The 12,685-nt window shown below is 46.2% G+C and carries 9 protein-coding genes; 7 read left to right on the top strand and 2 right to left on the bottom strand.

Going from position 1 to position 12,685, the window contains the following annotated elements; all coding sequences use genetic code 11:
- Positions 1–83: 83 nt before the first annotated feature.
- Positions 84–890 (bottom strand): metallophosphoesterase family protein, encoded by an 807-nt coding sequence (locus tag GCU44_RS08550; RefSeq protein ID WP_154855910.1) that lies wholly within the window; start codon positions 888–890, stop codon positions 84–86.
- Between the two features lie 247 nt (positions 891–1,137).
- Entirely contained in the window at positions 1,138–1,686 is a 549-nt protein-coding gene (locus tag GCU44_RS08545; protein WP_154855908.1) for a fasciclin domain-containing protein, read from the bottom strand.
- A 323-nt stretch (positions 1,687–2,009) separates the two neighbouring features.
- On the opposite strand from GCU44_RS08545, the gene GCU44_RS08540 reads away from it, so the two are divergent.
- The 7 genes from GCU44_RS08540 (at position 2,010) to GCU44_RS08510 (ending at position 12,591) form a co-directional block, all read left to right on the top strand.
- The gene (locus GCU44_RS08540) at positions 2,010–3,851 is read left to right on the top strand and encodes a Xaa-Pro dipeptidyl-peptidase (protein WP_154855906.1); all 1,842 of its coding nucleotides are present in this window, start codon (positions 2,010–2,012) and stop codon (positions 3,849–3,851) included.
- 474 nt (positions 3,852–4,325) lie between these two features.
- Complete coding sequence (locus GCU44_RS08535) at positions 4,326–4,697, top strand: GxxExxY protein (RefSeq protein ID WP_154855904.1); 372 nt, start codon at positions 4,326–4,328, stop codon at positions 4,695–4,697.
- Positions 4,698–5,460: 763 nt separating this feature from the next.
- The gene (locus GCU44_RS08530; protein ID WP_154855902.1) at positions 5,461–5,892 is read left to right on the top strand and encodes a very short patch repair endonuclease; all 432 of its coding nucleotides are present in this window, start codon (positions 5,461–5,463) and stop codon (positions 5,890–5,892) included.
- Complete coding sequence (locus GCU44_RS08525) at positions 5,873–7,462, top strand: DNA cytosine methyltransferase (RefSeq protein ID WP_154855900.1); 1,590 nt, start codon at positions 5,873–5,875, stop codon at positions 7,460–7,462. The genes GCU44_RS08530 and GCU44_RS08525 overlap by 20 nt, the downstream gene beginning before the upstream one ends.
- A 53-nt stretch (positions 7,463–7,515) precedes the next feature.
- The gene (locus GCU44_RS08520; RefSeq protein ID WP_154855898.1) at positions 7,516–8,943 is read left to right on the top strand and encodes an ATP-binding protein; all 1,428 of its coding nucleotides are present in this window, start codon (positions 7,516–7,518) and stop codon (positions 8,941–8,943) included.
- Complete coding sequence (locus GCU44_RS08515) at positions 8,943–11,729, top strand: Z1 domain-containing protein (protein WP_154855896.1); 2,787 nt, start codon at positions 8,943–8,945, stop codon at positions 11,727–11,729. Before GCU44_RS08520 ends, GCU44_RS08515 begins: the two co-directional genes overlap by 1 nt.
- Positions 11,722–12,591, top strand: a complete 870-nt coding sequence (locus GCU44_RS08510) for a PD-(D/E)XK motif protein (RefSeq protein ID WP_161993915.1) — start codon at positions 11,722–11,724, stop codon at positions 12,589–12,591. The genes GCU44_RS08515 and GCU44_RS08510 overlap by 8 nt, the downstream gene beginning before the upstream one ends.
- Positions 12,592–12,685: the final 94 nt, after the last annotated feature.

The following is a 12,685-nucleotide window of genomic DNA, read 5'->3' as shown; positions in this document are numbered from 1 at the left end:
AATCAATTCGACGCATCCCATGTGTCAGTTTCGGAGCGGTGTTGCTCATTTTTTCATCAACAATTCAATGACACCAACAGCGTTTACAGGCTGTGTGCATTCAGGATCGTTCCATCCTTCACTGTTTTGAGGTAAGTGCTTGCCTTGCCGTCTTCGCCTACTTCGCAAACACGATAGGAAGGGAAGGGATTGCCCCAGGACCCACCGAAGTGTCCGGACCAGAGAAAGGGCTTGTCGCGGTAAATCATCTGCCCGTCTACATCGTGGTCGTGGCCATGAAAGGTAGAGCGCACGGCCGGATAGGAGGCCAGCAGTTCCAATAGGGGCTTGCAGTCGATTCCGTGCCGGGTCCAATCGTTTTGAGAGATGTGCACGAAGACGAATACATGCGAAAGGCTGGCGTAGTTGTCGAGCAGGTTTTTCGCCAATTCCAGGTCTACGCAGCGGTACTCCCCTTTTTCGTTGGAACAATCCAGGATAATCCCACCCACATCGTCCTTGGCTAGAAACGCATGGTTGGTCGGTTGGCCCATGACGCGCAAAAAATCCGCCGCGGGAACCCGGTCGTGGTTGCCTCGTGTCAGGTAGTAGGGAACCTGTAGCTGATCGTAAACGCTTTTTACCTCGGGAAGCAACTTCGGATCGTCGTGGATCAAATCTCCGTTGAACAGCACGAAATCCACTCCGTTTTCTCGGTGGATGGCCTCGATCAGGTCCCGGTGAGAAGTTTCGTAGTCCGTTCCCGGTTGCCCCCAATGCCCGTCGGAAGCGGTAATGAATTTCAATCGGCCGACCTTCGGAGTTACCCGATTTCCAAACGAAAGCAAAGGCAACGCCAGCAGCGGTGCGCCGGCCAGACTGAGTTTGTGAAGAAAGAATCTGCGGTTCATGCGGGAAAGGATTTACAGCTACCAACATACGAAATTAATGCATCTTTTGGGATGCAGAACAGGATTTTTTCGCCAAGATTCGTATCCGCTACTAGGCGGGTACCGGTGATTTCTACGGCGAACCGGGAGCATCTCGGTCCGGTATTGCAGGTGGAAAAAAAAAGGCCGTCTCATCGAAATGGACAGCCTTGCGCAGGTTAGGTATAGTGGTCACGGATTCGTTTAACGCATCCGTTTTTCATTAAACTTATTCCGGTATTAGTACGCCATCGATCACGTGGATCACGCCATTGCTTCCGGACAAGTCTGCGGCCGTCACCGTGGCCCCATTGATTTTGACTGTGCCATCCGCGATCGATACCAATAGGGTTTTCCCATTTAGTGTTTCCACTACCTGTCCGTCGGACAGATCGGCGGCTAAAACATTTCCAGCGACCACGTGGTAGGTCAAAATCCCGGTTAGTTGTTCCTTGTTTTCCGGCTCCAGCAAGGAGGCCACTGTTCCTTCCGGCAGGGCAGCAAAGGCCGCATCGGTTGGTGCAAACACGGTGAATGGACCGTCACCGCTTAGGGTTTCTACCAGTTCGGCGGTAGTTAATGCCGTGACCAGCGTTCCGTGGTCCGGCGAACCGACCGCTATATCGACAATGGATGGTGCCGCTTCTTCAGGTGCGGCTTCTTCCACCTCCATCATCGTTTCTTCTTCCGTTGTTTCTTTTTGGGGACTCCCGCAAGCCGTCACCCATAGCAAGATAGCAAGTGCTGGTAATGCGGATGCATACATCATTCGTTTCATAGTTGATTGTTGGTTTTGGTATGGCAAGTAAACAACTGATAATCAGAATAGTTTAAAAATTTTTAAAAAACCCATTCAGCGTCGCCTATGAACCACTAATGGGAGGAAAAAAAATTCTGTAGCCGGTAGTATGGGTTCCGAGAAGTAAGATGGCAAATTCGTCTTGAAGCTTCGCCCGGCCATCAGTCGGTCGCAAAAAGGTGTCTCCGATACAACTATTTGACTGGTTAATGGGCTTTACGCAGGGCATCTTTTCCACAAACGGCAGGAAGCGCGTTGGCCATGCATTTCGGCACCTTTCAAAAAATCGCTATTTTTAAGCCATGAAGAAGCAAACAACCCATCTATTGATCCTTTGCCTCTGGCTGGCATTCGGAATTTTTGTACCACCCCTTGCCGCCCAATCGGAGGCCCAACCCCATTTTCTGGATGGGGAAGCCCAGGAAGTAGCGGCCTTCAAGGACCCCGCCCGTTGGGTACGGCATGATCTCTGGGTAGAAACCGAATTCGATTCCGACGCAGACGGGCAGCCCGATCGCATGCACGTTTCCGTTACGCGTCCCTATCAGACCGAATACCAGGGCTTGAAACTTCCCGTGATTTACGTCAGTAGCCCCTATTTCGCCGGGGTCGCACCCGATGTGGATGGCTTGTTTTGGGACGTGCGCCATGAATTGGGATCTCCGCCAGCGAGCCGGGTTTCACCGGAAGTGACTCCGCGCAATAACCGCCCCTTTATCTCCGATTCCCACATCCACACCTGGGTACCGCGGGGCTATATCGTGGTGCACTCTTCTTCCCCCGGCACGGGCCTTTCCCAGGGCGCTCCCACCGTGGGCGGCAAAAACGAATCCTTGGCCCCTAAAGCCGTGATCGACTGGCTCTGCGGGAGGGCCAGAGGCTATACCCAACCACAGGGCGGGGAATTGGTGGAGGCCTACTGGTCCACGGGCAAGGTAGGCATGACCGGAACTTCCTATAACGGCACCCTGCCCTTGGCTGCGGCTACCACCGGGGTGGAGGGATTGGAGGCCATCATCCCCATCGCCCCCAATACCTCCTATTACCATTATTACCGTTCCTATGGATTGGTGCGCTCGCCGGGTGGCTACCTGGGCGAAGACATTGACGTGCTCTACGATTTTATCCATAGCGGGGATCCTGCCAAACGGGCCGGAAACAACGCCCGCATCCGGGATACCGAAATGAAAGCCGGGATGGACCGGGTCACCGGGGATTACAACGATTTCTGGGCGGGCAGGGACTACCTGAACCAAATGGAGCCCATGAAAGCCGCCTTGCTGATGGCCCATGGGTTCAATGACTGGAACGTGATGCCCGAACACAGCTACCGGATCTACAAAAAAGCCCGGGACATGGGACTTCCGGTGCAGTTGTATTACCATCAGGACGGGCACGGAGGTCCACCGCCCATGCGGATGATGAATCGCTGGTTTACCCGCTACCTGCACGGTCAGGAAAACGGCGTGGAAGACGATCCCCGGGTGTGGATCGTGCGAGAGGGCGATGGTCAGGACAACCCCACGCCCTACGAAGCCTATCCCCATCCCCAATCCGAGCCCGTGGAGCTCTTTCTGGAAGGAGCAGCCCCGGCCATTGGTAGCCTGCAGCTGGAGAAACCCGCCCGGCAAGGCAAGGAGACTCTGATCGATAATTTTTCGTTTGATGGGGCTTCGCTGGCGCGGGCGGAGTTGACCGATCATCGGCTAGTGTTTGTGAGTCCCGAACTGAAGGAAGACCTGCACCTGTCCGGTCTGCCGGAGGTGACCATTCGCCTGGCCTCCAGCAAGCCCGCTGCCAACCTTTCGGTTTGGTTGGTCTCCCTGCCCTGGAACGAGCGGAAAAATGCAACGATCACGGACAATATCATCACCCGTGGATGGGCGGACCCGCAGAATCACCGCTCCCTGACAGAAAGCGAGCCCTTGAAGCCGGGCCGGTTTTACACGGTTAGCTTTGCCTTGCAGCCCGACGATCAGGTCATTCCGAAGGGGCAGCAGATCGGCTTGTTGGTTTTTTCCAGCGACAAGGAATTTACACTTTGGCCCGAGCCTGGCACGGAGCTGACGGTGGATCTGGATGCCAGTTCGCTGAGGCTGCCGGTAGTGGGCGGTACCGAGGCGTATCGAGGAGCTACCGAATAATTTTATGCACCACAGATAACACAGATTAGCACAGATTAATTAGGGATGGGATAGTCTCCCTTGAAGAAACGAAAAAAATCTGTGGAAATCCGTGCGAATCTGTGGTGAAAAAGGTGTTTCACCACGGATAACACAGATAGGCACAGATTAATTTGGGATGGGATAGTCTCTTTGAGGAAACGAAAAGAAATCTGTGGAAATCCGTGCGAATCTGTGGTGAAAAAGGTGTTTCACCACGGATAACACAGATTAGCACAGATAAATAGGGATAGGAAGGTAGAAAAAGCCCAAAGAAAATCTGTGTAAATCCGCGCGAATCTGTGGTGAAAAAGGTGTTTCACCACAGATAACACAGATTAGCACAGATAGATTAGGGATAATTTGGTTTAGCTTAAATAACCAAAAAATCCACGGAAATCCGTGCGAATCTGTGGTGAAAAAGCTATACACCTAAGATTTATTTGATTCATGCCTATGGAATTAAATGATTTAACCTACAAAATCATTGGCTGCGTGTATAACGTTCATTCCGAGTTGGGACCAGGGTTACTGGAATCTACCTATGAGATTTGTTTGGAATACGAATTACTCAAGCTAGGGTTAACAGTTGAACGCCAAAAGCCCCTGCCGGTAAGTTATGATGGGATTCAACTCGACGCAGGTTACCGAATAGACCTACTGGTAAATGGTCTGGTTATCATTGAATTGAAGTCGGTTGAGGAACTCGCACCTATTCATAAATCTCAAGTGATGACGTATCTCAAACTATCAGGTTTGAAATTGGCGTTGTTGCTCAATTTTAATGTACAGGATATGAAAAAAGGAATCGTAAGAATAATCATGTAAACCATGTACCAAAAAATCTGTGCAAATCCGCGCGAATCTGTGGTGAAAAAGGTGTTGCACCACAGATAACACAGATTAGCACAGATAAATAGGGATAGGAAGGTTAGGTAAAAAAAGCCCAAAGAAAATCTGTGGAAATCCGTGCGAATCTGTGGTGAAAAAAGTGTTGCACCAGGGATAACACAGATTAGCACAGATAAGTTAGGGATGGGCTGGTCTCTTTGAGGAAACGAAAAAAAATCTGTGTAAATCCGCGCGAATCTGTGGTGAAAAAAGAGGGACCACAGCTAACACAGATAGATAGAGGCCAGGTGGCTTGGTTTAGGAAAAGGAATCCGGAACTAATCGGTGTAGCTCTGGGGCGAAAAATGGAGCCCTATCGAATAGTCGGTTTGGGTGATGGTACAGTTTCTTCGGTTAAATCCTTGGAAAACCGTACGATTAGTTTCTTAAAGGGTTAGCAAAGTCCCCTAAGCTACCCTTAGGTTTTCGCATTTTCTTTACTGGTTTGTTGCCGGAAACGCCAGGGTTTGCTGGCATGGCTTCGGGTAATTTTTCCTGCCCCGCTACTTCCTCATTCTAAAATTTTCCCCTATCTTGTTAGGGGAATAGCATCAAGTTTTATTCGTTTTTTCGGGTCAAAGAAAAAGAAAACCCCATCTCAACGGATACAGTCTGGAAATATCGTCCAGGAAACCAACCAAATAGAAAGAGTCTCGAAAAAACACAACCCAAACAGGAGAACAAAAAAAGGGATATCAGTATGGCAGACGTTCACGAACCGGAGGTAAGGAGCTATAACATGAGCCGGATCAAAGGAAAGGATACCAAACCGGAAATGCTGGTGCGGAAATTCCTCCATGCTCGTGGGTTTCGGTACAAACTGCATGATAAAAAGCTTCCTGGAAAGCCAGATATTGTTTTGCCAAAATACAACACGATAGTTCAAGTGCACGGTTGTTTCTGGCATGGGCATGAAGGATGTAACTATTATGTTGTTCCAAAAACACGAACGCAATGGTGGCTGGATAAGATTACTACCAATAAACGAAAGGATAGGGAAAACGAAAATAAACTAATAGATATAGGATGGAATGTTCTCACTGTATTTGAGTGCGAACTGAAATCCGGCAATCGACAACAAACATTAATGAGGCTTATAAAAAGAATTACTAATGGCGATTCCAGTAATTGACCTATTTGCGGGCCCAGGGGGTCTTGGGGAGGGGTTCTCGGCAGTCAATCAGGGAAAGGCCTTCGATATCAGATTATCAATTGAAAACAATATCGCAGCTCACCAGACTCTTGAACTGAGAAGCTTTGTTCATCAATTTGAAAAACATGCATTGCCGGGAGCTTACTACGAGATGTATGAGGAATCAAATCTCGCAAAAAGAGATTTATTAAAGCAGAAATTGTTTGAAAGGTATCCCCGGGAATACGAAAAAGCTAAAGATATCGCATGGAGGTGTACATTGGGATCGCCGGATTTTCCGCCTGAATTAGTTAATCAAAGGATTGCCAAAGCACTGGCTGGAGAAAGAAACTGGGTGCTTATAGGAGGTCCTCCCTGTCAGGCATATTCTGTCGTGGGAAGGTCCAGGCGGCAATGGAAGGAAAATCTGGATGAAAAAGACCATCGTGTTCATTTATACAAGGAATATTTGCGAATCATAGCGGACCATCATCCGGCGGTATTTGTTATGGAAAATGTCAGAGGTATTTTATCCTCTAAACTGAACGGAGAGGTAATTTTTGACAAGATCCTCCGAGACCTTAGAAATCCAGGGATTATTTTTAAGAATAGAAAAGCCCCTAAATATAAAATTTTTTCCCTGACGAAAAGTGGTCAAACTGATGGAAAGGGAAACCCATATTATGAGTATCATTCCGATTTTTTGATAAAAGCGGAGAATTATGGCGTTCCGCAGAATCGGCATCGAGTAATCTTGCTTGGTATACGTCAGGACGTATCAGAGCCACCGAAAACTCTCGAAAAGTCAGAAAATCTCGTTACACTTTCAGACGTCATCGGCGATTTGCCAAAAATTCGCAGCGGAATCAACCGGTCCTTTATTCGCAGTGAAATGGTACTTGGAAAGAAAAAGCGGTTTTATAGAAAGGAAACCGATTCAGATGATGCATGGGAGCGTTTAACCAATTCATTAAAGGCGGAGGTTATTTCCTGGAATGGGTTTGCAAGAGAGTATTTGGCTAGTGGCATTGATGTTCCACCGGATGGAAGAGGTTCTGAGTTCGTTTCCTGTAATACACCTTCCCAATCCAATCCACTTTTTGATTGGTACCATGACCCGAATCTAAAAGGAGTAGCCAACCATGAGTCGCGCGTACATCTGGTGGAGGACCTGAAAAGGTATATGTTTTCCAGCATGTTCACGAAGACCTACACCCGGTTTCCCCGACTGCATGAATTTGAATCCCATAGTGAGGCATTACTACCAGATCACGAAAATGCCAAAACAGGGAAGTTTGCCGATAGGTTCCGGGTACAGGTTCCGGATCAGCCGGCCACCACTGTAACGAGTCACATCTCCAAGGATGGACATTACTTCATCCACTACGACCCGGATCAGTGCCGCAGTCTGACCGTGCGAGAGGCTGCGAGAATACAGACGTTCCCGGATAACTACCTATTCTGTGGATCTCGCACTGCGCAATACCATCAGGTTGGGAACGCGGTTCCACCTTATTTGGCAAAACAGATTGCAGAAATTGTATTTAAGATTTCAAGTAGTTCAAAGTGATCGATCATCTCAGAGACATACCATCCGAAGAAACTCCACCAAAAGCCGGAGCCATGATCAATACGTTCAGGGCATTCGGGTACAACCTGCAAACCGCCATTGCCGATATAATCGACAACAGCATTTCTGCCCGGGCAAATAATGTCTGGATACAGTACGAGTGGGACGGTGAAAAGTCATGGGTGACAATTACAGATGACGGTGATGGAATGGATAGAGATGGTCTGATAGAAGCCATGACACCGGGCAGCAAAGACCCGAAAGATGATCGTGAGGAACATGACCTGGGCAGGTTCGGACTCGGATTAAAAACCTCATCCTTTTCCCAATGTAAAGCTCTGACAGTGCTGACAAGGAAAGAAAATCACAGCATTATTAAAAGACATTGGGACTTGGATTTCGTGAACGAAACTGGCAAATGGAATCTGCTGGATTATTTGTCTGACAACATGTTCCTGGAACCTCTGGAAAAACTCAGTCACGGTACAACCGTGTTATGGGAAAAACTCGACAGACTGGTAGGCAATGCTAACGTCCACAATGAGGCCGCAAAGAATGTTTTCCTGGAAGAATTTGAAAGAGTGGAAGATCACCTCAGTCTGGTTTTTCACCGCTACATGGAAAGGAAGAAACTGACCATCTGGATGAATGGTAACAAACTGGAACCATGGGATCCGTTTATGAAAGAATCAGAAGGAGGTCAGTTGATAGCACATGAGAATCTTGACAATAACCAGGTAATTGTAAAATGTTATGTACTGCCCCACATATCCAAACTGAATCCGGAAGAGCGTAAAAAAGCAAAAACAGATGAATGGTACCGTCTGCAGGGATTCTACATTTACCGCAATAGTCGCTTGTTGCTTTACGGAGACTGGCTTGGATTATTTCCAAAAAATGAACATTTCAAGAACGCCAGAATCCTTGTCGATATCCCCAACAGATTAGATCATGATTGGAAAATAGACATAAAGAAAGCCACAGCTACCCCTTCCATTGCTGTCCGTAAAGATCTGGTTCGTCTCGGAAAAATGACACGGAAGTCGGCCGGTGCTGTACACCGTTTCAGAGGTAATCAGATCATGCTGGATGATTCCATCACAAGTTTTGATTTTCAACCGGTATGGAAAGCAAAAAAGAGCCGGGATGACGTAAGACACTATTACATAAATGAAGAGCATGCGGTTGTAAAAAGTTTGCTGGAAAAGGAATCCATATCCGCTTCTGAATTCAAATCTGTGCTTAAACTGATTGGTGAAACCACACCTGTAGAGGCTATTATCCAATACCATAGTGAAGAACCGGAAAGCCACGAACTCAGAGATAATCAGACTGAACCCGATTCCGGTACAATAGAACTGGCGAGGATGATGTACAGTTCATTGACGTCAAGTGGAATGGATCGTGAACTGGCCATAAAGCAGATTTTCAATATAGAACCTTTTAACCAGTACACACAACTAATAGAATATTTTGAATAATGAAAGAATTAGAAAGCGCTCGTAATGTCTGTCACATTTTATTGGGTGATATAAAAAGAGACCGTGATATCGTACCTGAAGATATTAAGGAAGTAGCTGAAAATCCTTTAATAAAGCAACAGTATCCTAATGTTGACTTAAATGACCTGATTGAACAATTAGAATATGACTTTGAGGTCTTTCAAGGGCAAGCAACTCAATTAGTCAATAAGAATGTAAAACCATGGTTACATGATATTCCGGGCAATTATCCATGGCAGCTTTGGGATAGGTATAAAGGTTGGTTGAAGGCAAAAGATGGTTCCTTTCCAGTAGATAGCCTGGATGACTTGACAAAAAAAATTCTCGATAAATGTATTAATCCGAAAACTCCAGGCAACTGGGATCGCAGGGGTATGGTTGTTGGTAATGTCCAGTCAGGTAAAACAGCCAATTACACCGGCCTGATCAACAAAGCTACTGATGCAGGTTATAAACTCATTATTGTCATTGCCGGCGTACACAACACACTTCGTTCACAAACCCAGGTCAGAATTGATGAAGGCTATATTGGCCGGAACAGCGCAGATTTTATCCTGCGAAAGAAAAATAATAAGATAGGAGTTGGGGAATTCAAAGTGGATACCGAGATATATTCTTACACCTCATCTGATGATAAAGGTGATTTTAACCGAGGTATAGCCACTCGTTTGAATGTACCAATTGGAGGAAACAGCCCTACGGTTCTGGTAATAAAAAAGAACAAGAGTGTGCTGGAAAACCTTATACTTTGGTTAAACCAATTTGCTGTTGACGACTCAGCCGGAAACAGAAAAATACACAATGTTCCGGTGCTGGTTATTGATGATGAAGCGGACAATGCATCTGTCAATTCAGGGACTGAAATAGACGTAAGGACGATAAACCGCCTCATCCGGACATTGCTGAACCTGTTCAATCAGAATACTTTCATTGGCTATACCGCGACACCTTACGCAAACCTGTTCATCCCCTCAAAATGGAGCGAAGAACTCGAGACAATGGTAAAGGATGTGAAATTGAAAGTGGGAGAAGACCTGTTTCCCAGGGATTTTATCGTCAATATTCCACCACCATCCAATTACATAGGTGCAGCCCAAGTATTCGGGTTTGAGAATGAAAAAACCGGAGAAACGTTTGAAGGGTTGGACATAATACGTCCTGCAGAAGATCAGGAACCCTGGTTCCCGCGAACAATAAACAGGGAAAACAGAGATGTCCTTCCGGATGATGTTCCCGGATCATTAAAAGAATCAATGCGGGCCTTTATTCTGACCTGTGCCATGAGACGCTTAAGAGGCCAGGACAAAAAACACAATTCCATGTTAATTCACGTTGCCCTCAGGGTGGCCTGGATCGACCGTATTGCCTGGCTGGTGAATGAAGTCCTGAGAGATTACAAAAGGCAGATCAAATCAGGCCAGGGAAGCCTTCTTTCAGAACTGGAAGACTTATATAAAAACGACTTCATTCCAACAACGGAAGAAGTGCTTGAAAATCTGACCTATACCGACCCGAAAATCAAAACATTTTCCTGGGATGTGGTAAAAACCGAATTGATCAATACAGTCACCAAAATAGAAGTCCGGGCTGTGCATGGAACCAAGAATACACGGAATCTGGAATATCACGACATTGAAGAAATCAATTACAAAAAGTATGAAGATGCAGGCACAAGCCTTTCGGTAATTGCTGTCGGGGGCAATAAGCTTGCCCGTGGAATTACCCTTGAAGGCTTGTCGGTCAGTTATTATCTCCGAACAACACGCATGTACGATTCCCTGATGCAGATGGGTAGATGGTTCGGTTACCGACCCGGTTATGTTGATCTGTGCAGGTTATATACTACTGAACAACTGGTAAACTGGTACCGGCATGTTACCATGGCTACGGAGGAAATGCGGGCAGATTTTGATGAAATGGCAGCTAAGAACCTTCGCCCTGAAGATTTTCAGTTAAAGGTACGGACACATCCGGGTATGCTGCTTATTACATCTGTAACCAGAATGAGGGATCATGAGCGCATTCAGGTAGGATTCTCGGGTAAACTGATCCAGACCTATGCATTTGAGAAATCTCCCTCAGTAGTCAAATCCAATTATCAGGCGTTCAAGAATCTCCTGAGCCGCCTATCCGGACCCGAAGAGCAGAAATCGAACCGCGGAGTAAACGCACTACTTTGGAACAAGGTATACGCAAATATTGTGTCTGATTTTATCGCCTCCTATCGTTCCGGTTACATACGCGGTGATATTTTAAGAGCGTACATAGAAAAGCAAAATCAGATTGGCAAGCTGAAGGAGTGGTCTGTTGCGGTTATTCTGAATACGGGTAAAACAATCACTACGAAAGGTGATCTGAGTGGTAAACCTGTCAAATCACACGCGTTTACCTGGAGTGATGGAGATATTAAAGCTGGATTGCCAGCACGGAATCTTGAAAATGGTCTTACTGAACTCAGTGTTAAAGGGAACAAAAATGCCATACTGGATAAGCGAGCGAGAATGATCGATCTCGAATTCAAATCTGAACCTACCGAACAGGACATAAAGGATAAGCGAAACAGTGAAGGGAAACCACTTCTTGTAATTATGCCATTGGATCCCAGGGTATCTCCTGACCTTGATGAAAACATTCCTCTTGTTGGATTCGGTTTGATCTTCCCGGAATTTGAAGGTGAACAAACTTTTGAATATGCTGCACGTCCTCAGCAGACAGAATTTGAAGAAATTCTGCAGGAAGATGATGATACGGAGGAAGATGACTGATATACGACAAATTTGGACTGATCAGGAATCTACATCCGGAAAGAATGTGGTGAAAAAGAGGATTGATTCCATTCCGGAGCTGAATTGTTTTATCGGGCTGATCGGTGCAACAGGAGCAAGAATGTTTCAACTGGAACTCGATTCTGCAGCACCTGTTCATAAGAACTTTCTGAGAAAATTTCGGGGTGTTGAAATACAGGCAATCCCCTTAAGCCAATCACAAACCGAATACACGATAATTCTCCTAGAAAAAGAGCTGACCGATATTTTCACAATGTTCATAGAGGACATCATTGAAAAACTCAATACAGTTTCAGAATCACAACAGGCGCTCACCCTAATCAACCAAAGGGTAAACTATTGGAAAAAGCTCTTTTCAAGGGCAACAGGAGAACTATTATCTATTGAAAAGCAAAGGGGATTATTCGGAGAACTGTTCTTTTTAAAGCTACTTCTGCAGAATACCTCCAACCTAAAAGAAGCTATGCACTCCTGGAGGGGTGCTGAGAGTGCGAATCAGGATTTTGCTCGCAACCGAAATGCGGTTGAGATTAAAACATCCAAAGGAAATAGCCCTTCCGTACACATCTCCAATGAACAGCAGCTTGATTTCATGGCATGGGATCACCTTTTTCTTGGATTGATTTCAGTAACAGAAACCACAGGTAATCAGAATTCTCTTGCAGGCATTATAGATGAAGTAAAGGATTTAATCAACCATGATACGGAACTGATCCGGGACTTTGAAACAAGACTCGAATGTGTCGGGGTAAGCAAGGATATGATCGAAAATTATGATGAGATCAGTTATTCAGTTAATAGCCGGAGGTTCTTTAGGGTACAGGACGGATTCCCTGTATAATACTCCCCATATGTTGGACCAAAAGTATCAGTCGTTAAGTTAACTCATTTATTTGATATTACCTCCTTAGTTGTCTTATTTCCCAAGGGTACCC

Origin of the sequence: Cyclobacterium xiamenense, from assembly GCF_009467825.1 — a bacterium.
GTDB classification, from domain to species: Bacteria; Bacteroidota; Bacteroidia; order Cytophagales; family Cyclobacteriaceae; genus Cyclobacterium; species Cyclobacterium xiamenense.
The sequence above is the reverse complement of the archived record's forward strand: the minus strand, read 5'-3'. Positions and strand labels throughout refer to the sequence as shown.

Bases quoted from the DNA above. Each gene is read 5' to 3' on its own strand.
- GCU44_RS08545 (WP_154855908.1), bottom strand. From the start codon at position 1,686: ATGAAACGAATGATGTATGCATCCGCATTACCAGCACTTGCTATCTTG.
- GCU44_RS08520 (WP_154855898.1), top strand. From the start codon at position 7,516: ATGATCAATACGTTCAGGGCATTCGGGTACAACCTGCAAACCGCCATT.
- GCU44_RS08550 (WP_154855910.1), bottom strand. From the start codon at position 890: ATGAACCGCAGATTCTTTCTTCACAAACTCAGTCTGGCCGGCGCACCG.
- GCU44_RS08515 (WP_154855896.1), top strand. From the start codon at position 8,943: ATGAAAGAATTAGAAAGCGCTCGTAATGTCTGTCACATTTTATTGGGT.
- GCU44_RS08540 (WP_154855906.1), top strand. From the start codon at position 2,010: ATGAAGAAGCAAACAACCCATCTATTGATCCTTTGCCTCTGGCTGGCA.
- GCU44_RS08530 (WP_154855902.1), top strand. From the start codon at position 5,461: ATGGCAGACGTTCACGAACCGGAGGTAAGGAGCTATAACATGAGCCGG.
- GCU44_RS08525 (WP_154855900.1), top strand. From the start codon at position 5,873: ATGGCGATTCCAGTAATTGACCTATTTGCGGGCCCAGGGGGTCTTGGG.
- GCU44_RS08510 (WP_161993915.1), top strand. From the start codon at position 11,722: ATGACTGATATACGACAAATTTGGACTGATCAGGAATCTACATCCGGA.
- GCU44_RS08535 (WP_154855904.1), top strand. From the start codon at position 4,326: ATGGAATTAAATGATTTAACCTACAAAATCATTGGCTGCGTGTATAAC.